The following is a 22,312-nucleotide window of genomic DNA, read 5'->3' as shown; positions in this document are numbered from 1 at the left end:
CCGTCCTGCGCCGGCCGCTGCTGCATGAGGACACAACTCGGTCGAAGGGGTCTTGCATGCGCATCGGCGAACTGGCGGCGGCCACCGGGAGCACGCCGCGGCTGCTCCGGTACTACGAGGAACAGGGGTTGCTGCGCCCGACCCGCTGCCCGAACGGGTACCGCGAGTACGGGGACCACCTCGTCGCGAAGGTGCAGCGCATCCGCGAGCTGATCGCCGTCGGCATGCCGACCGCGCTCATCCTCCAGGTCCTGCCCTGCTTCGAGGACGACGACACGATCTACCAGGTGACGCCCTCGGCGGAGGTGCTGGAGCGGTTGCTCGAGCATCGCGAGCGACTGGATGCGAAGCTCGGCTGCATCCAGGAGAGCCGGGACGCCATCGACGTCTACCTCCAGCGCGTCGGCGGCGTCGCGGTCTGAGCCGACCGAGTCGACCGAGTCGGCTGGGTAGGCTCGGCGCATGTCACTCGATCCGTACTACCGCGACCGCCTGAGCCTCTTCGACGGGTTCTCCAACGCCGATCGCGCCGCCGCCGGCGGAGCGCTCGACGAGGCGTTCCAAGAACGACTCATCGCGTACGGCGACGACGGGCCGTGGAGCCCGCCGAGTGATGTGGTGATCACCGACGAGGTCATCGACGGTCCGCACGGTGCGGTCCCGATCCGACGCTACGTCCCGGCCGATCCCAGTGGCGTCGCGCTCCTCTGGGTGCACGGCGGCGGCTTCGCGTCGGGGACGCTCGACTGGCCGGAGGCGCACGTCGTGAGCGCCGAAGTGGCGGCGCGATCGGCTGCCGAGGTCGTCTCCGTCGACTACCGCCTGGCGGACGGCACGACGCGATACCCGGTGCCGCTCGACGACGTGCTCGCGGTCTGGGAGCAGCTCGACGATGAGCGGTCGACCGTTCCCGGTGCGCGGACGGCCATCGGTGGGGCCAGCGCCGGAGCGGCCCTCGCGCTCGCCGCCTCACTCCGCAGCGATCGTCGTGCGGACGCCGTGCTGCTGGCCTACCCGTTCCTGCACGCGGTCGTGCCCGCCTTGCCGTCGGACGTCCTGGCCGAGATGGCGGTCCTCCCGGACTTCATGCGGTTCCCGACCGAGTCGATCGACTGGATGGTCGAGAACTACGTCGGTCGACTCGACGACGTGCCCGAGCTCGCCCTGCCGGGAATCGTCCCCGTGACCCCGGACCGCCCGCCGCTGTCGGTCCTGCTCTCGGAGTTCGACGACCTCCGGCCGTCGGGGGAGCTGCTCGTCGCGGCGTCGGAGGCGGCCGGTGCACCCGTCCGTAGTCGGCTCGAGCCGGGCGTCCTCCATGGCCACCTCAATCGCCATCCGGTCGCACCCGGCGTCTCCCCGTCGCTGGACTGGCTGGCCGACGGGCTGCGCGCCGTGGGGAACCACGCCGGCTGAGTCTTGCGTGATCCTCGTCAGCGGGCATACTGGAGTCACACTCCGTTCCCGAATGGAGTTCGGTTTTCGCTTCCGGCTCGCCTGAGCCCGGGTGATCCCGACGCCGCCCCACTCACCGACGAGAAACGGACCACCCATGAGCGAGCATGAACCGGCGCTGCCCTACCGCGACGCGAGCCTGCCGGTGGAGGACCGGGTGGAGGACCTCCTCGGACGGATGACCGTCGCCGAGAAGGCCGGCATGCTCTTCCAGACGATGATCGCCCCGGGCCCCATCGACGAGGCGAACCCGCACATGGGACTCGCGAGCGGCGAGCACATGATCGGCGAGCAGCTCATGTCCCACTTCAACGTCCTCGGCACCGCGCCCGACACGACGGCCCTCGCCGAGTGGACCAACGCCCTGCAGGAGCGCGCCTCGCGCACGCGACTCGGCATCCCCGTCACGCTGTCGACCGACCCGCGCAACCACTTCACCGACAACGTGGGGACGGCGGCCCGTGCCGGCGCGTTCTCGCAGTGGCCCGAGACGCTCGGCCTCGCGGCGATCGGATCGGCCGACCTCGTCGAGGCGTTCGCCGACACCGTGAGGCAGGAGTATCTCGCCGTCGGGATCCGGCTGGCGCTCCACCCGCAGGTCGACCTCGCGACCGAACCGCGCTGGTCGCGCATCGGCGGCACCTTCGGTGAGGACGCCGAGCTCAGTGCCGAACTCGTCGCGGGCTACATCCGAGGCTTCCAGGGCGCCGAACTCGGGCCGCAGTCGGTCTCCACGATGACGAAGCACTTCCCCGGCGGTGGGCCACAGCTCGACGGGGAGGACCCGCACTTCGCCTACGGGCGCGAACAGGTGTACCCCGGCGACAACTTCGACTACCACCTCATCCCGTTCCGCGCCGCGATCGCCGCCGGTGCCGCGCAGATGATGCCGTATTACGGGATGCCCGTCGGGACCGAGCACGAGGAGGTCGCGTTCGCCTTCAACCACGGGATCATCACCGGGCTCCTCCGCGAGGAGCTCGGGTTCGCAGGCATCGTCTGCACCGACTGGGGACTCGTCACCGACACGTCGATCATGGGGCAGGACATGCCCGCGCGGGCCTGGGGCCTGGAGCACCTGGACGAGCTGTCCCGGGTCGAGCGCATCCTGCAGGCCGGTTGCGACCAGTTCGGTGGCGAGGCCCGACCCGAGCTCGTCGTCGAACTCGTCGAACAGGGGCGCATCACCGAGGATCGCATCGACGCCTCGGTGCGTCGACTGCTGCGCGAGAAGTTCGTGCTCGGGCTCTTCGAGCAGCCGTACGTCGACGCGGGCGCCGCGAGCGGCATCGTCGGGCGCGCGGACTTCGTCGCCGCCGGCGAGGCCGCACAGCGCCACGCGTTCACCGTCCTGACGAACGTGGAGGAGACGCTGCCGGTGCGCTCGCCGCGTCCGCGGTTGTATGTGGAGGGCGTCGATCCCGAGGTCGCCGCCGCGTACGGCGAGGTCGTCGCGGATCCGGCTTCGGCGGACGTCGCCCTCGTGCGCATGCAGACGCCGTACGAACCGCGGCCCGGCGGCTTCGAGGCCATGTTCCACGCCGGCTCGCTCGACATCCCGGCCGACGAGGTCGAGCGGTTGCGGGCGCTCGCGCTCGCGGTGCCGACCGTGCTCGACATGCACCTCGACCGACCGGCGATCCTCACCGGGGTGGTGGACGCGGTCGCGGCGCTCGTCGCGAGCTTCGGCGGCAGTGACGCGGCGTTCCTCGACGTCGTCTTCGGTCAGGCGCTGCCGGAGGGCCGGCTGCCGTTCGACCTGCCGCGCTCGATGGCGGCCGTCGAGGCGAGTCGGTCCGACGTCCCCTACGACACCGAGGACCCGCTCTTCCGCTTCGGCCACGGCCTCACGTACCCTTCCGGTCCCTGAGCACCCCTTCCGGTCTCTGAGCCTGTCGAAGTGCGTCAGCGCTCGGACCCGCGCAGCTCCAGACGCACGTCCAGTGTGTGGGTCACGGGCGGGCCCGCCTCGCCGGCGATCAGTGCCAGGAGGGTCTCCGCCGCCACGCGGCCCATGAGCGCCACGTCCTGCGCCACCACGGACACCGGTGGCGACACGAGCGGTGCCGCCTCGAAGTCGTCGAACCCGACGAGCGGAAGCCGTCGCCCGGCCGTCGCGAACGCCTGTACCGCCCCGATCGCGGCCCGGTTGTTCGCGGCGAACACGGCGTCCACCTCGCCCGTCGCCAGGAACCCCGTCACGACCGCCGCAGCGTCCTCGACGGAGTGGGCGCCGTCGGAGACGATCGGCTCGATCGGGCCCGTCCCCGCCGCGCCGCCGAGGTCGGCCTTGGCGAGCGCCCGGTGGTAGCCGGCCAGTCGCTCGCGCATCGTGTACAACTCGAGTGAGTCGCCGAGGAACGCGACCCGTCGTGCGCCCGCGGCGAGCATGGCCGCGGTCGCCCGGGTCGCTCCGCCCGCGTTGTCGGCGAGCACCGTGTGCGCCTCGACCGACTCGAGTGGCCCGGTCGGTCGGTCGACGAGCACCATCGGGACGTGCACGATCGTGCTCGTGGCCCAGGCCGTCGTCGCTTGGCGTGGCGGCACGACGACGAGGCCGTCCACGCGCTGCGCGACGAGCCGGTCGACGAGGAGGCGGTGCCGGTCGGCGTCCTCCTCGGAGCTCGCCGACATCAGCAGGTAGCCGTGTTCCGTGCACACGCGCTCCACCGAGCGTGCCAGCACCGAGTAGTAGGGGTTCGCCAGGTCGCTGATGATGAGCCCGATGACCTTGCTCGACCGTCCGGGCCGGATGCTCGCGGCCGCCAGGTTGTGCCGGTAGCCGAGGGCCTCGATCGCCGCGCCGATCCGTTCCGACAGCTCCTGGTTGATGTTCGTCGCGCCGTTCACATACCGTGACACCGTCTTCAGCCCGACCCCGGCCGCCGCGGCGACGTCGTTCATGGTCGGGGGTCGGGAGCTGCGCATGCTCACCATCCTGGCGTATGGGGGGTCACACGACCGGCTCGCCCGCGCCCGCGGCAGCGAAGAGGCCGTTGAGTCCGGGGCGCAGTCGGGTGATCTCAGCCGCCGTCGGCCGGCGTCCCGCGATCGTCGCAGCGGCACTCGCGCCCGCGAGCTCGGCCGCTTCCGCCGGTGCTGCACCGCGTGACATCGCGAACAGCAGGCCGGCGGTCGACGCGTCCCCGGCGCCGTTGGTCGACACGAACGCGGGTGCGGCGACGGGCGGCGCGACGAGGTCGACGTCGGCCCAGGCCTCGGCGAGCGGTGCGAGCATCCGTCCGCTCAGTCGCAGGCGGTCGACGCCGGCGGCCCGGAGGAGCAGACCGTCCTCGCCGGCCGAGATCGCCACGACGCCGGCGCCCCAGGCGAGCAGGAGGTCCGCGAACGCCGCCGCTAGGGCCAGCGGTGATGCGCTGGTCCCGGCCGGGAGGCGGAGCGTGCCGAGCGCCGAACGCAGGTCGTCGACGCTCGGACTCACGACGTCGGTCAGCGGCAGGGTGCGCCGGAGGATCGCCTCCCAGTCCAGATGGCCGACGGCGCTCGTGGGGTCGACGACGGCGAGGTCCATGGACGTGGTGGCGCCGTGTCGGTGGATCCGTTCGAGCAGCGTCGCGAGGGGCGCCGCGTCGTCGGCGACGACCCCGGGGAGCAGCGGGGGATAGCCGAGGTGGACCAGGTCCGCGTCGCCGACGGCCAGGTGCTCGCCGGTGAACACCTCGTTCGCGCCCGTGTGGTGCCAGAAGGTCCGGTCGAGGCCGGCGGGCTCGACGACGACGCTGTAGGAGGTCGCGGCCCGGTCGGTGACCTCGAGCGCCGGGTGGAGCCGGTCGTGCGCCGCAATGCGTGAGGCGACGATCGCGCCGAGCTCGTCGTCGCCGACGGTCGCGTGCAGGCGGACCGTACTCCCGAGATCGGCGAGGGCGAGACCGGTGTTCGCGACGCAGCCACCGAGGGAGATGCGGAGCGGGCCGGTGTCGATGAGGGCGCCCGGATCGATGCGTGCGCTCGCGCTCAGCCCCGGCGACAGGTCGACGCAGATGTGACCGGCGACGACGATCTCGCCCATGGACCCTCCGTTCTTCGCCCCGGGCTGACCCGACGCAAGCTAGACAACGTTGTCTCAGGCCACTACTGTGACACACCGAGGGACGATTCGGAAACCCTCCCCGTCACGATCAGGAGCCGCCGCAATGTCGCTGTACCGCCTCAATCGTCTCTTCAACGCCCGATCCGGTCGCGCGCTCGACGTCGCCGTCGACCACGGGTTCTTCGGCGAGCGTTCGTTCATCACCGGCATCGAGGACATGGGCGAGGTCGTCCGCACGCTCGTCGCCGCGGGCCCGGACGCCGTCCAGCTGACCCTCGGGCAGGCCCGTCTCCTGCAGCAGGTCCCCGGTAAGGACAAGCCGGCGCTCGTCCTCCGGACGGACGTCGCGAACGTCTACGGCAACCCCCTCGACTCGATCCTCTACAGCCACCACGTGCCGCACGCGATCGAGGAGGCCGTCCGGCTGGACGCCGTCGCCGTGTGCGTCAACCTCATGCAGATCCCGGAGCACCCCGAGGTCCGTGAGGCGAACATCCGCTCGATCATGGCCCTGCGCCGCGAGGCGACCCGGTACGGGATGCCGCTCATGATCGAACCCCTCGTCATGCAGGACAACACGACGGCCGGCGGGTACCAGGTCGACGGCGACATCGAGAAGATCGTCACCCTCGTGCGCCAGGCGGTCGAACTCGGCGCCGACCTCATCAAGGCCGATCCGAGTAGCGACATCACCGAGTACGCGCGCGTCGTGCAGGTCGCCGGAGACGTCCCCGTCCTCGTCCGTGGCGGCGGTCGCGTCGACGATCGGACCCTGCTGGAGCGCACGGTCGCCGTCCTCGACGCCGGGGTCAGCGGCATCGTCTACGGCCGCAACATCATCCAGCACGAGCACCCGGCGGCCATCACCGCGGCACTCATGGCGGTGCTGCACGACGGCGCCGACGCCGATGCCGGCCTCGCGATCCTCGAGGCGGCTCGCGCATGAGCGCCGACCAGGTGACGGCCGACCGGGCGACGGCGGAGCGCGTCGACGTCGCGATCATCGGCGGCGGACTCATGGGGCGCGAGATCGCAGCCGCCATCCAGCGCTGGCCGGCGCTCATCGACCACCCGGTGCGACCGCGACTGACGGCCGTCTGCGACATCAACCCGGCGGCGCTCGACTGGTTCGACGAGATCGACACGGTCGTCACGAAGACCACGGACTACCACGAGCTGCTCGCCGACCCGTCAGTCGACGTCGTCTACGTGGCCGTGCGTCACGACCTGCACGAGCAGATCTACACGGACGTCATCCGCGCCGGGAAGGGCCTGCTGGCGGAGAAGCCCTTCGGGATCGACGCGGCGGCCGCGCAGTCCGTCCTCGCGGCGATGGCCGAGCACCCGGAGAGTTTCGTCCGGTGTTCGAGTGAGATGCCGTTCTTCCCGGGAGCGCAGCTGGCGATCGACTATGTGCGGTCCGGGGCGCTCGGCACGATCGTCGAGGCGCGCAACAGTTTCCTGCACTCGAGCGACATCGATCGGGGCAAGCAGATCAACTGGAAGCGCCAGACGCAGTTCTGCGGTGAGGCCGGCGTGATGAACGACCTCGGGATGCACACCTGGCACGTGCCGCTGCGGCTCGGCTGGGCACCCGAGAGCGTGTACGGGGTGCTGCAGAACATCGTCACCGAGCGTCCGGGCCCCGACGGTTCGCTCGTGCCGTGCGACACCTGGGACAACGCGGTGCTGCACAGCTGGGCGACCCACGACGGCGTCCGTTTCCCACTGACGACCGAGACGAAGCGCATCGATCCCGGGCAGAAGAACACGTGGGAGTTCGAGGCGATCGGTCTCGACGGCGGGGTCCGGTTCAGCACGAAGAACCCGAAGCTCGTCGAGGTGTTCGCGGTGCGGGACATCCCGGGTGGCGGTCGGGAGCAGGTGTGGCAGCAGCTCGACGCGGGCAGCCAGTCGGTGTGGCCGACGGTGACCGGCCCGAACTTCGAGTCCGGGTTCTCCGACACGATCCTCCAGATGTGGGCCGTGTTCCTCGCCGAGCGGCACGGCTCCCTCGGCGATCGGTTCGGGGCGGCGCGCCCCGAGGAGGCGGCGCTCACCCACGACATCTATCGTGCGGCGATCCGCTCCCACGAGGAGGGTCGCGCGATCGCGCTGTGACGTGCGCATCGGCTGGGAGGCCACCCGACCGTCTCCCAGCCGGGAGCGCGTGGGCCCCGCGTTCCGTCCGTGAGCGGAAGCCGGTGTCGGCGGGGTGGGGGACACTCGGGAGATGCCCCACAGAGGATGCGTACAACCCGGGTGTGACGCCGCGGCATCGGTCGACGCGCCCGTCGCGCTCTGCGAGGATCACCTGGCCCTCGCCGCCGACTGGGCGGAGCGCCGATGGGGCGTGGTCGACGCCCTGCCCTCGCCGTGCATCATGTGCGGCTCGCGGCTCGGCCGCCGCTACCCGTCCGCCTGGTTGTGCGCCGCGTGCGAGTGGCGGCACGGGGACGTGCCCGACGACGACCTCGCCCGGCCGCGGATCGACGTCGTCTACTACCTGCGCCACGGCGACCGCGTGAAGATCGGCACCACGACGAACCCACGCCAGCGGTTCGCCGCGATCTGGCACGACGAACTACTCGCCCTCGAACGCGGCGACCGGCACGTCGAGCGTGCGCGTCACGAACAGTTCGCCCGCGAGCGCCTCGAACGCTCCGAATGGTTCACCAGGTCGCCCCGACTGCTCGCCCACATCGCCTCGGTCGCCCGCGACGTCGACCCCTGGGACCTCTACAGCCGATGGCTCAGCGAGGCGGCGGCACTGCGTGGGCGATAGTCTGCCGCTCCCGAGCCCGTCGAGGGGTGGGAAGCGCTCGCGGGCACGTGGGCGGGCTGGGGGACCCGGATCGTCCAGCGGGGAGGGCTCAGCGCGTCGCGGACGCGGCGCGGCATGAGTCGCGCTCGACGAGGTGCACCGGGAGGACCGTGCTCCGGCGGTACCGCGCGTCGGGGCGGTCGAGGCGATCGATGATCCGTTCCGCAGCGAGTCGGCCGAGGGCCTCCGGGTCCTGCGTGATCACGGACACCGACGGTCGCAGGAGCTCGGCCAGGGGGAAGTCGCCGAACGCGACGAGTGGGAGCGGTTGCTCGGCGAGTGCGGGCAGCAACGCCATCGTGCAGACGGCGTTCGACGAGAACAGGGCCGTCGCCCGCGAGTCGATGGCCGCCAGCGCGCGCGCCGCCCCTTCGCGGGTCGCCGCGCCGAGGGCGACGAGCTCCTCGTCGGCGGGCAGCCCGGCTTCGGTGAGTGCGGCCCGATACCCGCGCAGCCGCTCGGCGGTCGTCGGCAGGGCCAGCTGGTCGCCGACGAAGGCGATCCGGCGGTGGCCGTGCTCGACGAGGTGGGTCGTCGCCGCGAACGCTCCACCGAAGTCGTCCTGCGTGAACGCGTCGGCAGCGAGCCCGCCTGGCGCGCGGTCGACGAACACGAACGGCGTCCGCGACGCCCACGCTGCCAGTGAGCTCTGGTCGTCGCTGATCGGCGCGAGCACCACTCCGGCCAGCTGACGCCGGAGCATCGGCTCGAGGACCGCGCGCTCGCGGTCCGGGTCGTCGCCGAGGCTCGTGACGAGCGTCGACATGTCGTGATCGCGCGCCGTCCGCTCCACCGCACGTGCGATCTCGGCGAAGAACGGGTCGACGATGTCGGGGACGGCGACCCCGATGACCGACGGGCGGCCCGAGCGGAACGCCGTCGCCAGGGAGTTCGGCACGTAGTCGAGCTCCCGCATGATCGACTCGACCCGTTCTCGGGTCGCCGGGAGGACGTGCGGGTCGTCGTTGAAGACCCGCGAGACCGTCTTCGCGCTCACGCCGGCGGCTGCGGCGATCTGGCGCATCGTGGCCATGCTCGGGTCCCCCCGTTCGGTCCTGCCGGTTCGGGTCAGCGCGCGGTGTAGCCGCCGTCGATCGGCAGCGAGACGCCCGAGATCATGCCGGCGGCGTCGCTCAGCAGGAAGGTGATCGGGCCGGCGATGTCGTCCTCGGTGGCCCACTTGCCGAGCGGCATCGCCTCGAGGAAGGGGCCTTCGATGTCGGGCCGACCCCAGTACCAGGCGGACATCGGCGTCATCACGACCGTCGGGTTGACGGCGTTCACCCGGATGCCGTACTTCCCGAGTTCCAGGGCGGAGACCCGCGTGATGTTGTCGAGCGCGGCCTTCGACGAGCCGTAGGAGATGTGGCCGGAAAGCGCGACGAGGCTCGCCTGGCTGGAGACGTTCACGATCGCGCCGCCGCGTTCCTGGCGGATCATCTCGCGGGACGCGTACTTGGTGACGAGCAGTGACCCGCGTGCGTTGATGCTGATGACCTTGTCGAACACGTCGATGTCGGTCTCCTGAGGGGAGGCGATCTCGCCGCCCCAACCGCCGGAGTTGACGACGCCCCAGATGTCGCGTCCCTCGATCGCGTCGCGGATGCTGTCCTCCGAGGTGAGGTCGAAGGGCAGCGGTTCGGCGCCCGTCTCAGCGGCGATGGCGTCGAGGTGCTCGACGTTGCGACCGGAGGCGATCACCTGCGCGCCCGCTGCGACGAGGTGGCGGACGGTGGCGCCGCCGATGCCGCCGCTCGCTCCCGTGACGAGGATGGTGCGGCCGTTGAAGTCAGTCATGAGGTGGTCCGATCGACGTGATGAGGCCCGTGCGTCGGTGCACCGGGTCGGGAGCATCATAACCACGGAATGACGGCCATGTCACCCGTGACATGGATTTCTGTCGCAGATGATGACACCGGTGACATCTGGTGTTGACACACGCATCCCCTGGACTTACCGTGAGTCGGGCGACGGCGCGACCGCGACCGGTCGGCTCCCAGGAGAGGTCAGGCATCACGATGAGCGGCACGACGACCACCGCCGGGACCGGCCTCGATGGCTTCGTCGACCTCGACGGCCTCATCGATCACGCCCGCTCGCTCGCCGCCACCGGGTCCCGCCGGATCCTCGGGATCGTCGGGGCACCCGGTGCGGGCAAGTCCACCGTGAGCGACGCGATCGCTGCGGCGCTCGGCGACCAGGCCGTGATCGTCGGGATGGACGGCTTCCACCTCGACAACGCCGAGCTCGTCCGCCTCGGGCGACGCGACCGCAAGGGCGCGCCCGACACCTTCGACGTCGACGGTTACGTCGCACTGCTGTCCCGCCTCGCCCGTGCCGGACGCACCGCCGATTCACCGGGCACACCCATCTACGCACCCCGGTTCGACCGCTCGCTCGAGGCGTCGATCGGCAGTGCCGTCCTCGTCCGACCCGAGGTGCCGCTCGTGATCACGGAGGGCAACTACCTCCTGTTCGACGACCACGGCTGGCAGGGTGTCGCCGCGCATCTCGACGAGTCCTGGTACGTCGACGTGGACGACGAGGTCCGCCGCGACCGACTCATCGCCCGACGCCTCGGTCACGGACACCCGCGCGACGAGGCTGAAGCCTGGGTGCTCGGCGTCGACGAGCCGAACGCCCGCCTGGTCGACGCGACCAAGCAACGTGCCACCCGGATCGTCACGCTCGACGCATCGACGCCGGTGGAGACCGAATCCACCCACGGCGTCTGACCCACCCTGCAGCCCCAGCACGCTCGACCTGCACCACCCGGAACCCGCTCACCGACGAGAAGGCACCACATGACCCAGCTCTCCGACGCCACCCTCACCGCTCTCGACGAGCGGGTGGCCGTCCCCGCCTATGACCGCTCGGCCATCCGACCCGGCATCGTCCACTTCGGGGTCGGCGCCTTCCATCGTGCGCACGGGGCGATGTTCGTCGACCGCGTGCTCGGGCTCCCCGGCGACGAACACGCGTCCTGGGGGCTCGTCGGCGTCGGCACACTGGCCGGTGACGCCGCCATGCGGGACGCGCTCGGCGCTCAGGACCGGCTCTACACGCTCGTGACGACGAGTCCGGACGGCGAGGTCGAGGCACGCGTCGTCGGGTCGATCGTCGAGTACCTGTTCGCTCCCGACGACCCGGAAGCGGTCCTCGCCCGCGTGAGCGATCCGTCGACGCGGATCGTGTCGCTCACGATCACCGAGGGCGGCTACGGGGTGAACGATGCGACCGGGGCTTTCGAGCCGAGCGACGGTGCGACGCTCGCGGATCTCGACGGGCTGCCGGCGGGGGCGCTGCCGCAGAGCCCGCTCGGGTTCATCACGGCGGCCCTCCGTGCCCGACGCGACGCCGGTGCGGTCCCGTTCACGGTCATGTCCTGCGACAATATCCAGGGCAACGGGCACGTCGCCCGGACGGCGGTCCTCGCCTTCGCCGAGCGCATCGACCCGGCGCTCGCCGCCTGGATCGGTGTCGAGGTGCGGTTCCCGAACTCGATGGTGGACCGCATCACGCCGGCGACGACGGACGAGCAGCGTGCGTTCGTGTCCGAGCGGTTCGGGATCGACGACCGCTGGCCGGTGCTCTCGGAATCGTTCGAGCAGTGGGTGCTCGAGGACGACTTCTCCGACGGTCGTCCGCCATACGAGCAGGTGGGCGTGCAGCTCGTGGAGGACGTCGAGCCGTATGAGCTGATGAAGCTCCGGTTGTTGAACGCCTCCCACCAGGCGATGAGCTACCTCGGGTTGCTGGCGGGGGAGACGTACGTGCACGACGTCTGCCGCGACGAGCTGTTCTCGCGGTTCCTCCTCGGGTACATGCACGAGGAGGCGCGGCCGACGCTCGCGCCGGTCCCGGGCATCGACATCGACGCGTACTGTGCGGAGCTGATGCGCCGGTTCGGCAGTGAGGCGGTCAAGGACACGTTGGCGCGGCAGATCGTCGACGGGTCGGAGCGCATCCCGAAGTTCCTGCTCCCGGTGGTCCGTGAGCAGTTGCGGACCGGCGGCGGGATCGCGCGTTCGGCGCTCGTCCTCGCAGCGTGGAGTCGGTTCATCGAGGGTGTCGGTGACGACGGGCGGGAGCTTGCCCCGGTCGATCGGCGGTTGGCCGAGTTGCAGGCGGCCGTCGCGCAGGAGGCGGAGCGCCCTGGGGCGTTCCTGGACCTGGAGGTCGTGTTCGGCGACCTCGGATCGGACGCGCGACTGCGCGAGGCGTTCATCGCGGCGCGCGCGCGGCTGGCGGACGTCGGTGCGCGGGTGGCGGTGGAAGAGGTCGTCGCCGCGGGGTGAGTCTGCGGAGGACGGGGCGCGCGTCGTGTGCCCTTCGACAGGCTCAGGGACCGGGGTGGCCGGGTTGTCGAGGACGGCGTCGTCGTTCGCTGAGCTTGTCGGAGGGTGGTTCGCGTGTCGTTCACCGGGCTTGTCGAAGGGTGGTTCGCGTGTCGGTCCCTGAGCTTGTCGAAGGGCAGGCGGGTGCCTTGGTTGAGGCGGCGAGGTGGATGCGTCCGCCTCGGATGGGGGTTTGGTGGCGGTCGATGTGGCTGGGTGGGATGAACCAGGGGATGCCGTTCTGGATGGTGATGGTCCAGTGGTCGTCGTGGATGCGGTGGTGGTGGAAGGGGCAGAGGAGGATGCCGTTGTCGAGGTTGGTGGGGCCGCCTTGTGACCACCAGGTGATGTGGTGGGCTTCGGTGAAGGATGGTGGGTGGGTGCAGCCGGTCCAGGCGCAGCCGCCGTCGCGTTCGGCGAGGGCGACTTTCTGTCCGCGGGTGAACAGGCGGGCGCCGGCGCCGAGGTCGAGGACCTGGGAGGGTCCGCCGAGGACCATGGGGATGAGGTTCGCGTCCGCGGCGAGCCTGCGGAGGGCTCCTGCGCCGATGGGTTCCTCGATGCCGTCGATGGTGGCTGCGCCGAGGCCGGTTTCAAGGGTGTCGTGGTCGACGCGGATGACGACGGACACGGGTGCGAGCTCGGTGGCGGCGCCACTGCAGCCGGCGGTGTGGCGGAAGATCTCGGTGAGCGCGATCGCGCGGCGTCGGTCGGTGGGGATCAGCGATGGGCCGTCTGGCATGGGTGTGCCGGAGCCGTCGGGCTGATCGCCGGCGGTGTCGGCATCCACGAAGGACGGTCGGCGCAGTCCGGCGCCGATGAGGGCGTCGAGGCCGGCGCGGACGAACGCGGCGCTTTCGGGGGCCAGTTCGGCGCGGAGGAGCGTCATGCCGGAGGGGAGTTCTCGGAGGGTCGCGCGTTCGGCTCGTCGGAGGAGTTCGTCGCGGGGTTCCCGGCCGTCCTGGTCGAGGCGGGTGCGGATGAGCTTCGCGATCCGGACGACATCCTGCAAGGGCGCGTTCGCGGCGTGCTCGACCGCGATGACCGACGCCGCCTGGAGTTCGACGGTGGCGCAGATGCGGCCCGCGTTACGCAGTTCGCGGACGATGACCGCCGCCCCGTCGACGCTGAGCGGGGCGGGCACCGTGCCAGCAGCCTCGGCCTGAGCGGGCCCGGCACCGTCCGTTTCGGCAGAGACGGAGGAATCGTCGGCGGCTGGTGTCGCCTCGAGGGCGGCGGCGATGTCCGGGAAGGGGCACTCCTCCAGCTCGCCGAGGAGCCCGCGTGGTTGCGTGATCGCGGCGCCGACCTCGGCGATGGCCGAACCGCGGGCGCGGGAGACCCGCCACCGCTCCGACACCATCACGCCCGGGTTGGCGTAACCGGCGGCGCGGACGAGCGACCCATCGCGGCCGGTGGGCGACGGGCGGAGCGCGATCGCCCCGGTGACCCGGGCGGCGAGCACCTCGACGGCATGCTGCACGGCACCGAGTTCGTCGAGGACCCGGAACAGGGCCTCGCCGTTCATGTTCTCGAGCTGCTCCGCGACATTCGAGCCGGCACGGATCGCGTCGAGCGCACCGTTCCACACGGCATCGAACCCGGCCGCGGCGGCGGCGAGGGGGTTCGGTGCGGTGCTGGTCATGGGTCCATCCAAACACGGACCACTGACATTCGAACGCGCGCAGAATGGGCCTCTGATCTGGGCATTTATCCGACAGTTGATGCTTGCTCGTGGGCCCTTCGACAGGCTCAGGGAACGGGTGCCCGCGGTTGTCGAGGTGCGGTGGGGAAGGTTGCCCGTGGGCCCTTCGACGGGCTCAGGGAACGAGACTCCGCGGTTGCCGAAGAGCATCGACAGCCTCAGACTGTTCCGACGCGCTCAGGGAGCGGGGCGCTGCTCAGCCGAGCGACACCGGGACGAGCCGGAACCCGCCCTCGGTGACCGGCTCGAGCCGCAGTTGGAAGAGGCCGTCGATCACGAGGTCCGCATCGAGTTCGTGCGCCTCGTGCGTCCCCGCGATGCCGACCGTCCAGCAGCCGGCGGCACGCGCTGCGGCGAGCCCGGCCGGTGCGTCCTCGAACACGACGCACGGCTGCGACTCCATGCCCAGCCGGGTGCGGCCGAGCAGGAACGGTTCGGGGTCCGGCTTGCCCTTCGTGACGTCGTCGAAGGTCACGACGACCTCCGGCCGCACGAGCCCGGCGGCCGCGATCCGGTTGCCGGCGATGAGCCTCGTGCCGCTCGTGACGATCGCCTTCGCGTCGTCGCCGAGCGCCGCCAGTGCCTCCGCCGCCCCCGGGAGCGCGATGACGTCGGCGACCTCGTCGGCCTCGATCTCGATGATCCGTGCGAGTGCTTCGGCGACCTGCTCGGGCGGGAAGATCGCGGCGAGCACCTGGGCGGCGGGCTGGCCGTGTCCCGCGGCGAGCAGGTCGCCCTCGAGACCGTATTCGCGGGCGAGCTGCGCCCATGACCGGTTCACGGCCGGCGTCGAGTCGATGAGGGTCCCGTCGAGGTCGAAGAGTCCGGCGGCGAAGACCTGGTCGAAGATCGGTGCTGAGGCCTCGATGGTCCGTCCGAGGCCGAGCGCGCGTTGGACGGCGGCGAGCTGCTGCGAGGTGGACAACGCCGCTTCGATCGACAGGTGCTCGATGGCGGGTGGGGTGTCGGAGGACGGGTCCACGATGTGCGTGTCCCGCTCGGCACCGCGTTCGGCCCGGCGGGCTGCGAGCGTGGCGGCATCGGCGTGCAGCCAGACGACCTTCGGGGCGACCCCTGCCGCCTCGACGAGCGCGTCCCATTCGGCGCCGCCGCGGAGCTCCGCGGTGAAGGGCGCGACGAGCACCGCGCCGACACCGCTGTCGCGCTGGTCGGCGAGGACCGCTCGGAGGGCCGCGTACCGTGCCGGACGCATGGTCGGGCGCAGCTTCGCGTCGTTCCAGTGGAGCGGCTCGGCACCGTCGGGATCGGTCACCGCACCGAGACCGTCGAGCAACGGATTGGTGATGGTGTCGAGGTCGAGGAGCGGGAGCCGGAGGGCCCGGGCGAGCTCGCGTCCGAGGGTGGTCTTGCCGCTTCCGGCTGCTCCTGCGACGACGACGATCACGCTGACTCCTCGATGACTCCGGGATGGCGACCCGCATCCGAGGGGGCTGAACGCCTCTTCGATGCAAGTTCCAAATGAATTTGATCTCTTTCAGACAACGTTGCTTGACAACGTTGTCGGTCTGCGGTCAGTATAGGCGCACGAAGGAACGACGGGGTTCTGCAGCTGCACCACCCCGACCGATGACAACGCTGTCAGGAGGTGGAGCCCATGGGCACCTGCAACCCCGCGATCACCGCGACCAGTCCGATCCGGACACGTGTGCACGTCCCGTCGCTCCAGGCCGGCTGCGACGTCCGGCCCGTTCCGCTTCCCGTCAGGGGGACCCGCTGATGCGGCCGCCCGGGATCAAGGATGTGGCTGCGCAGTCCGGCGTCAGCATCAAGACCGTCTCGCGGGTGGTGAACGGCGAACCGTCCGTGCACCCCGAGACCCGAAGCCGCGTGCTCGAGGCGATCGATCGCCTCGGGTACGTGCCCAACACGGCCGCCCGCTCGCTGAAGTCCGGCACCGGCGGCGCGATCGGCGTCCTCATCGACTCGCTCGCCGACCCGTTCTTCGCCTCGCTCGTCAGCGCCATCGAGGCCCGCGCGCTCAAGGAGGGCCTGAGCGTCCTCGTCGCGAGCACCGGGCTCGACGAGGGGCGCGAGCGCGACCAGCTCACCGGGTTCATCGCCGGCCACCAGGTCGCCGGCGTCATCATCGCCCCGGTCGCCGCGGAGCTGCCCTACCTCGAGGCGTTCCGGAACGTGACGCCCGTCGTCGCCGTCGACCGTCCGCTCGCCGCCTTCGACAGCGTCGTGGTCGACGACTACGCCGCCACCCAGCTGGCGATCCGCCAGTTCGTCGAGCTCGGTCACACCCGCATCGCCTTCTACGACCGGGACGAACGCTTCCTCACCATCCGTCGGCGCTACCAGGGCTACACCGACGTCCTGGCCGAGGCGGGGATCGACCTCGACCCGTCACTCGTCTCCTGGACCATCGACGGCTCGCTCGACTACGCCGCCGAGACGGAGCGCCTGCTCGGGCTCGAGGACCCGCCCACCGCGTTCTTCGCGTCGAACGCGAAGGCGGCGATCGGTCTGACGAGCTCATTGCACCGCATCGGGCGCGAGGAGACGGCGCACATCGCGTTCGGCGACTTCACCCTCGCCGACGTCCTGCGGCCGGCCGTCAGCTGCATCAACCAGGATCCGTTCTTCATCGGCACCGCCGCGATCGAGCGACTCCTCGAACTGCGCGAATCACCGGCCGACGAACCGCGCGAGTGGGTCGTCCCGACCTCCCTGGTGTCGCGTGGTTCCGGAGAGATCCCAGGCCCGGCACCGCGTCACACCGTGGACGCACGCACCGCGTCCACCACGAGCATGGTCGGAGGACCAGCAGCATGAGCACGACCCAGCCCACGAGGCTCGCCCAGCCGACGCGACTCGCGCCGAACCTCATCGAGCACTTCTACCGCGGCGGCGACCGTATCGCCGGCCTGCGCGGTATCGAGCAGCAGAGCGAGTTCCAGCCGGAGGAGTGGCTCGGAGCGACCGTGAGCCGCGCCGACCAGGAGCCCGGCGGCGCCATCGGCCTCGCCCGCACCGTCGATGGCGTCCTCCTCCGAGACCTCGTCGCGGCCGACCCCGAGCAGTGGACCGGGGCTGGACAAGACCACGGCACCGACGCCGCCGACACCGGCATCCTCGTCAAGCTGCTCGACGCCCGTCAGCGACTCCCCGTCCACGTCCACCCGGACCGGGCGTTCGCCGCCTCCCACCTCGACTGCGCCTACGGCAAGACGGAGGCCTGGTTCATCCTCGACGCCGAGCCCGGTTCGGCGGTCCACCTCGGATGGAGCGAGGACGTCGATCCCGACGAACTCGACCGCCGTCGCGACGCCCAGGACAGCGAGTGGATGCTGTCGCACATGAACCGGATCGTCGTCGAGCGCGGCATGGGCATCCTCGTGCCGGCCGGCACGGCCCACGCGATCGACGGCGGCATCTTCCTCGCGGAGGTGCAGGAACCGACCGACCTCTCCATCCTCCTGGAGTGGTCGGTCACGACCTCGACGCGCGACGAGTCCCACCTCGGCCTTGGGTTCGAGACCGTGATGGGCGCGGTGTCGACGAAGGCGCTCCCGCAGTCCGAGATCGAACACCTCGTCGTGCTGCACGACCTCGACGCCCGGACGGATGCGCCGGTCTCGTTGTTGCCTGCGGCCGCCGACCCCTACTTCCAGCTCTTCGCCGTGGCGCCCGGCACCGACGGCAGCGCGCCCGTTGACGCAGGCTTCTCGGTCGCGCTCGCGCTCACCGGCGCAGGCGCACTGGTCCCCGAGGCCGGCACCGAGGCCGTCGATTTCGCAGCCGGAGAGGTCTTCGCCGTCCCGGCCGGGTTCGGGCCCTGGACCGTCAGCGGCTCGGGCACGGTGCTCGCAGCCGGACCCGGTGCGGGCTGGCCGGCGACCCTCGCGTCGGGAGACATCCGATGACGCCACCCCTCGACGCAGGACCCGAGATCACGCAGCAGCGCACCACACACCACCGCCCCGAACGGCGGTACGACAGCCACCACACGCCGGACCCGTCCACCGGGGCCGGCTGGAAAGGAACGAGAACGACATGACGACTCCCGTCTTGGAGGCCAGAGGCCTCACCCGGCAGTTCGGGCACGTCCGCGCCCTCGACGAGGCGGACTTCGAGGTCTACCCCGGCGAGGTCACCGCCCTCATCGGCGACAACGGCGCGGGCAAGTCCACCCTGGTCAAGGCACTCTCCGGCAACCTCGCGGTCGACAGCGGCGTGATCAGGTTCGAAGGCGAACCGATCACCCTCACCTCGCCCATGCAGTCGAGTGCGCTCGGCATCGAGACGGTCTACCAGGACCTCGCACTCGCGCCCCACCTCGACCCCGTGCAGAACGTCTACCTCGGCCGCGAGATCATGCGGCCGGGCCTCGGCGGCCTGCTCGGCCTCATGAACGTCAAGGAGATGAGCAAGCAGTCGCGTCACGCCTTCGACGAACTCGGCGCGACCGTCCGTTCGCTCACCGACCCGGTGGGCGCGATGTCCGGTGGGCAGCGCCAGGCGATCGCCATCGCCCGTGCGGTGCACTGGGCCAACAAGGTCGTCTTCCTCGACGAACCGACGGCCGCCCTCGGCGTCCGTCAGACGAAGAACGTGCTCGAGACGATCCGCCGCGTGCGCGACAAGGGCATCGCGGTCGTCTTCATCAGCCACTCGATGCCGCACGTCATGGAGGTGTCCGACCGCGTGCAGGTGCTGCGGCTCGGCCACCGCGCGGCGACGGTCGACACGAAGGACACGAACATGGAAGAACTCGTCGGTCTCATGACCGGTGCCAGCACGAGGAACGTCGCATGAGCGCGGTGAAGCAGGCCGAGATGGGGCCGGAGACGACCGCCATCGAGACGGCCAAGGACCGGGAGACCCCGATCAAGAAGCTCTTCAAGGCTCAGGCCTTCCAGATCTTCATCGTCCTCCTCGTCGTCATCGCGATCTTCTCCGCGATCGCACCCGACACCTTCGCGCAGCTGTCCAACCTGCGGCTCGTCGTGCAGAACGCCTCCATCCTCGCGGTGCTCGGCGTCGGCATGACCTACGTCATCATCACCTCCGGCATCGACCTCTCGATCGGCTCCGTCCTCGTCTTCTCGGGCGTCGTGTCCGCGACGACGATGCGGGCCATGGGCGGCGACGACTGGGGGACCGCGATCGTCGGCATCCTCGTGTCGATCGGCGTCGGCATCCTCTGGGGTACCTTCAACGGCATCCTCATCTCCAAAGCGAAGGTGCCGCCGCTGATCGTCACCCTCGGTAGCCTCGGCATGGCGCTCGGCCTCGCCCAGATCCTCACCGGCGGCGTCGACATCCGCGAGGTGCCGTCGGTCCTCACCGACTCGATCGGGTACGGCAACATCTTCGGCGCAGTCCCGATCATCTCGGTCATCGCCCTCGTCGTCGTCATCATCGGTGCGCTCGTCCTCCACAAGACGAAGTTCGGCCTGTACACCTACGCGGTGGGCTCGAGCGAGGAGGCGGCACGACGCGTCGGCGTGAAGGTCGACCGTCACCTCATCCGCATCTACGCGATCTCGGGTGGCCTCGCGGGTCTCGCCGGCATCCTGTCGCTGTCGCAGTTCGGCACCACCGCGATCGCCGGTCAGTCGCAGACGAACCTGAACGTCATCGCCGCGGTCGTCATCGGTGGCACCTCGCTCTTCGGTGGCTACGGGACGATCTTCGGCACCGTCGTCGGTCTGTTCATCCCCGCCGTCCTCCAGAACGGCTTCGTCATCACCGGCGTGCAGCCCTTCTGGCAGCAGGTCGCGGTCGGCGCCGTCCTCATCCTGGCCGTCTACGTCGACCAGGTCCGCCGTTCCTCCGCAGCCCGCGGTGGATCCACGAGCTTCTGGCGAGCCCTCGTCAGCAGGAAGAAGAAATAACCCCTACACAGATCAACACCCCCCGCACCATCCCAGTAGTCCAGCAGTTCAAGAGAAACGGGAAATCACAATGAAGTGGAAGAAGTCAGTTCTCGGAGTCCTCGCGCTCGGCGCGTCGGCAGGCCTCATGCTCACCGGGTGTTCCGGTGGCGCGAGCTCGGGCGGCAGCAGCGCAGGCGCAGGTTCCGACGGCTACAAGATCGCGTTCATCCAGGGCGTCGCAGGCGACGAGTTCTACATCTCGATGCAGTGCGGTATCGAATCGGCGGCGAAGGATGCCGGCGCGACGGTCACGACCCAGGGTCCGGAGAAGTTCGACCCGACGCTGCAGAAGCCGCTCGTCGACTCGGTCGTCGCCTCGAAGCCGGACGCGATCCTGGTCGCCCCGACCGACGTGAAGGCCATGGAGGCCCCGCTGAAGGCTGCGGCCGACGCGGGCATCAAGGTCGTCCTCGTCGACACCACCGTCGACGACCCGTCGTTCGCGGTCTCGCAGATCTCGAGCGACAACAAGGGCGGCGGCGCTGCGGCGTTCGACGCGATCAAGGAAGCGCACCCTGAGGGCGGCAAGGTCCTCGTGGTCTCGGTCGACCCCGGCATCTCGACCACGGACGCCCGTGCCGAGGGCTTCCAGGAAGCGGTCAAGGGCGATGACAAGTTCACCGACCTCGGCGTGCAGTACAGCCACAACGAGCCGTCCACGGCTGCCGAGATCGTGACCGCGGCGCTCCAGAAGGACCCCGACATCGTGGGCATCTTCGCAGCGAACCTGTTCGCGGCCGAAGGTTCCGCGACCGGTGTCAAGCAGGCCGGCAAGGAGGACTCGGTCACCATCGTCGGGTTCGACGCGGGTCCCGCCCAGGTCAAGCAGCTGAAGGAGGGCACCGTCCAGGCGCTCGTCGCTCAGGAGCCGGCCACCATCGGTTCCGACGGTGTCGCCCAGGCGATCGCTGCGCTGAACGGCGACAAGGTCGAGGCCAAGATCCAGACCGGCTTCACCATCATCACCAAGGACAACGTCGACGGCGACGCGAAGGATGCCGTCTACCAGTCCAAGTGCGGCTAGGCCTGCCAGCCACTCCGCATCACCAGACCGCGACGGCGTCGGAGCTTCGAGCTCCGGCGCCGTCGCGCTGCGCGTGCCACGGGCGCGGCAGCAGGACATCCGCCCGGCAGCAGGACGATTCACCGCCGGGCGTCCTGCCCCCGTGCGGATGTCCTGCTCTCGGGCCGAGTCCTCAGGCGACGAGGGTGAGGAGCCGCGCGACCTCGGCGGCGACGGCGTCGCGCGCGGGCCCCAGGTACTTCCGCGGATCGACGAGCGAGGGGGTCGCGTCGAGGTGCTCACGGACGGCTCGGGTGAAGACGCCGTTGATGTGGGTCGAGATGTTGATCTTGCGCATGCCCGCGTCCACCGCCCGCACGAGGTCCTCGTCGCTCACGCCGCTCGAACCGTGCAGGACGAGCGGGACGGGGACGGCCGACGCGAGTTCGCGGATGAGGCCGAAGTCCAGGGTCGCGCTCCGCGACGTCATCGCGTGCGAGCTGCCGACCGCGACCGCGAGGCCGTCGACGCCGGTGCCCGCGACGAACGCCGCAGCCTCACCGGGGTCGGTCCGGACGCCGGGCGTGTGTGCGCCCCCCTTCCCGCCGATCGCCCCGAGTTCCGCCTCGACCCACACGCCCTGTGCCTGAGCCGCGCGGGCGACCATTGCGGTGCGCTCGCGGTTCTCCTCGTCGGGGAGGGTGGCCGCGTCGAACATGACCGAGGTGAAACCGAGACGCACCGCCTCGTCGACGAGCGTCTCGTCCTCGGCGTGGTCGAGGTGCACGGCGGTCGCGGTGCCGGCCTCGCGGGCGAGCTCCAGACTCGCGAGCCCGATCGGCGCGAGGCCGCCGTGGTACCTCGCCGCGTTCTCGGACACCTGCAGGATCACACCCCGGCCCGCGAGCTCGGCGCCGCGGAGGATGGCCTCGCCGTGTTCGAGCTGGATGACGTTGAAGGCGAGGACGGCGCGCTGCGCGTCGAGGAGCGCGGCGGTGGAGACGAGCGTCATGGTGGTTCCTCTCGGTGTG

The 22,312-nt window shown here is 70.6% G+C and carries 20 protein-coding genes; 13 read left to right on the top strand and 7 right to left on the bottom strand.

Going from position 1 to position 22,312, the window contains the following annotated elements; genetic code table 11:
* The first annotated feature begins 56 nt into the window (after nt 1-56).
* The 3 genes from BWO91_RS13695 to BWO91_RS13685 all read left to right on the top strand — a co-directional run bounded on the left by BWO91_RS13695 (nt 57) and on the right by BWO91_RS13685 (nt 3,325).
* The gene (locus tag BWO91_RS13695) at nt 57-422 is read left to right on the top strand and encodes a MerR family transcriptional regulator (protein ID WP_064294735.1); all 366 of its coding nucleotides are present in this window, start codon (nt 57-59) and stop codon (nt 420-422) included.
* A gap of 40 nt (nt 423-462) precedes the next feature.
* Entirely contained in the window at nt 463-1,416 is a 954-nt protein-coding gene (locus BWO91_RS13690) for an alpha/beta hydrolase fold domain-containing protein (RefSeq protein WP_079002922.1), read from the top strand.
* A 136-nt stretch (nt 1,417-1,552) separates the two neighbouring features.
* The gene (locus tag BWO91_RS13685; protein ID WP_079002921.1) at nt 1,553-3,325 is read left to right on the top strand and encodes a glycoside hydrolase family 3 protein; all 1,773 of its coding nucleotides are present in this window, start codon (nt 1,553-1,555) and stop codon (nt 3,323-3,325) included.
* Nucleotides 3,326-3,360: 35 nt separating this feature from the next.
* Here the strand turns inward: BWO91_RS13685 and BWO91_RS13680 are convergent, their stop codons facing one another.
* Together BWO91_RS13680 and BWO91_RS13675 are read right to left on the bottom strand one after the other, a co-directional pair.
* Nucleotides 3,361-4,383 carry a LacI family DNA-binding transcriptional regulator gene (locus BWO91_RS13680; protein WP_079002920.1) on the bottom strand — a complete coding sequence of 341 codons (1,023 nt, stop codon included), beginning with the start codon at nt 4,381-4,383 and terminating at the stop codon, nt 3,361-3,363.
* Nucleotides 4,384-4,408: 25 nt separating this feature from the next.
* On the bottom strand, nt 4,409-5,485 hold the full coding sequence (locus tag BWO91_RS13675; RefSeq protein ID WP_079002919.1) for a carbohydrate kinase family protein: 1,077 nt from the start codon (nt 5,483-5,485) through the stop codon (nt 4,409-4,411).
* A gap of 124 nt (nt 5,486-5,609) precedes the next feature.
* On the opposite strand from BWO91_RS13675, the gene BWO91_RS13670 reads away from it, so the two are divergent.
* The 3 genes from BWO91_RS13670 (at nt 5,610) to BWO91_RS13660 (ending at nt 8,291) form a co-directional block, all read left to right on the top strand.
* Nucleotides 5,610-6,452 (top strand): class I fructose-bisphosphate aldolase, encoded by an 843-nt coding sequence (locus BWO91_RS13670; RefSeq protein WP_064294740.1) that lies wholly within the window; start codon nt 5,610-5,612, stop codon nt 6,450-6,452.
* The gene (locus BWO91_RS13665) at nt 6,449-7,627 is read left to right on the top strand and encodes a Gfo/Idh/MocA family protein (RefSeq protein WP_079002918.1); all 1,179 of its coding nucleotides are present in this window, start codon (nt 6,449-6,451) and stop codon (nt 7,625-7,627) included. The genes BWO91_RS13670 and BWO91_RS13665 overlap by 4 nt, the downstream gene beginning before the upstream one ends.
* A gap of 112 nt (nt 7,628-7,739) precedes the next feature.
* Entirely contained in the window at nt 7,740-8,291 is a 552-nt protein-coding gene (locus tag BWO91_RS13660) for an ATPase (protein WP_079002917.1), read from the top strand.
* Nucleotides 8,292-8,379: 88 nt separating this feature from the next.
* Here BWO91_RS13660 and BWO91_RS13655 read toward each other — a convergent pair whose 3' ends face one another.
* The gene (locus BWO91_RS13655; protein ID WP_079002916.1) at nt 8,380-9,363 is read right to left on the bottom strand and encodes a LacI family DNA-binding transcriptional regulator; all 984 of its coding nucleotides are present in this window, start codon (nt 9,361-9,363) and stop codon (nt 8,380-8,382) included.
* 35 nt (nt 9,364-9,398) lie between these two features.
* Nucleotides 9,399-10,127 carry an SDR family oxidoreductase gene (locus BWO91_RS13650; RefSeq protein WP_064296395.1) on the bottom strand — a complete coding sequence of 243 codons (729 nt, stop codon included), beginning with the start codon at nt 10,125-10,127 and terminating at the stop codon, nt 9,399-9,401.
* 221 nt (nt 10,128-10,348) lie between these two features.
* Here BWO91_RS13650 and BWO91_RS13645 point away from each other — a divergent pair, with 221 nt between their 5' ends.
* Both BWO91_RS13645 and BWO91_RS13640 read left to right on the top strand, forming a co-directional pair.
* A complete protein-coding gene (locus tag BWO91_RS13645; RefSeq protein WP_079002915.1) occupies nt 10,349-11,065 on the top strand; it encodes a nucleoside/nucleotide kinase family protein in 717 nt (238 codons plus the stop codon).
* Nucleotides 11,066-11,134: 69 nt separating this feature from the next.
* Nucleotides 11,135-12,628 (top strand): mannitol dehydrogenase family protein, encoded by a 1,494-nt coding sequence (locus BWO91_RS13640; protein WP_079002914.1) that lies wholly within the window; start codon nt 11,135-11,137, stop codon nt 12,626-12,628.
* Between the two features lie 121 nt (nt 12,629-12,749).
* Here BWO91_RS13640 and BWO91_RS13635 read toward each other — a convergent pair whose 3' ends face one another.
* Both BWO91_RS13635 and BWO91_RS13630 read right to left on the bottom strand, forming a co-directional pair.
* Nucleotides 12,750-14,312, bottom strand: coding sequence for an HNH endonuclease signature motif containing protein (locus BWO91_RS13635; protein WP_167620485.1), 1,563 nt, complete (start codon nt 14,310-14,312; stop codon nt 12,750-12,752).
* A gap of 256 nt (nt 14,313-14,568) precedes the next feature.
* Nucleotides 14,569-15,777: an HAD-IA family hydrolase gene (locus BWO91_RS13630; RefSeq protein WP_079002912.1), complete on the bottom strand. Its 1,209-nt coding sequence runs from the start codon at nt 15,775-15,777 to the stop codon at nt 14,569-14,571.
* Nucleotides 15,778-16,133: 356 nt separating this feature from the next.
* Here BWO91_RS13630 and BWO91_RS13625 point away from each other — a divergent pair, with 356 nt between their 5' ends.
* The 5 genes from BWO91_RS13625 to BWO91_RS13605 all read left to right on the top strand — a co-directional run bounded on the left by BWO91_RS13625 (nt 16,134) and on the right by BWO91_RS13605 (nt 21,302).
* Nucleotides 16,134-17,171 carry a LacI family DNA-binding transcriptional regulator gene (locus BWO91_RS13625; protein ID WP_167620484.1) on the top strand — a complete coding sequence of 346 codons (1,038 nt, stop codon included), beginning with the start codon at nt 16,134-16,136 and terminating at the stop codon, nt 17,169-17,171.
* Nucleotides 17,168-18,262 carry a class I mannose-6-phosphate isomerase gene (locus tag BWO91_RS13620; protein WP_079002910.1) on the top strand — a complete coding sequence of 365 codons (1,095 nt, stop codon included), beginning with the start codon at nt 17,168-17,170 and terminating at the stop codon, nt 18,260-18,262. Before BWO91_RS13625 ends, BWO91_RS13620 begins: the two co-directional genes overlap by 4 nt.
* A 130-nt stretch (nt 18,263-18,392) precedes the next feature.
* Nucleotides 18,393-19,154, top strand: coding sequence for an ATP-binding cassette domain-containing protein (locus tag BWO91_RS13615; RefSeq protein ID WP_064294785.1), 762 nt, complete (start codon nt 18,393-18,395; stop codon nt 19,152-19,154).
* The gene (locus BWO91_RS13610; RefSeq protein ID WP_064294786.1) at nt 19,151-20,236 is read left to right on the top strand and encodes an ABC transporter permease; all 1,086 of its coding nucleotides are present in this window, start codon (nt 19,151-19,153) and stop codon (nt 20,234-20,236) included. Before BWO91_RS13615 ends, BWO91_RS13610 begins: the two co-directional genes overlap by 4 nt.
* A gap of 70 nt (nt 20,237-20,306) precedes the next feature.
* Nucleotides 20,307-21,302 (top strand): ABC transporter substrate-binding protein, encoded by a 996-nt coding sequence (locus BWO91_RS13605; protein ID WP_064294787.1) that lies wholly within the window; start codon nt 20,307-20,309, stop codon nt 21,300-21,302.
* A 172-nt stretch (nt 21,303-21,474) separates the two neighbouring features.
* Here the strand turns inward: BWO91_RS13605 and BWO91_RS13600 are convergent, their stop codons facing one another.
* A complete protein-coding gene (locus tag BWO91_RS13600; RefSeq protein ID WP_079002909.1) occupies nt 21,475-22,293 on the bottom strand; it encodes a class II fructose-bisphosphate aldolase in 819 nt (272 codons plus the stop codon).
* Nucleotides 22,294-22,312: the final 19 nt, after the last annotated feature.

This window comes from Plantibacter flavus (genome assembly GCF_002024505.1).
In the GTDB taxonomy this organism is placed as follows: Bacteria; Actinomycetota; Actinomycetes; order Actinomycetales; family Microbacteriaceae; genus Plantibacter; species Plantibacter flavus_A.
Note: the sequence above shows the minus strand (reverse complement) of the source record. Positions and strands in the feature narration are given on the sequence as shown.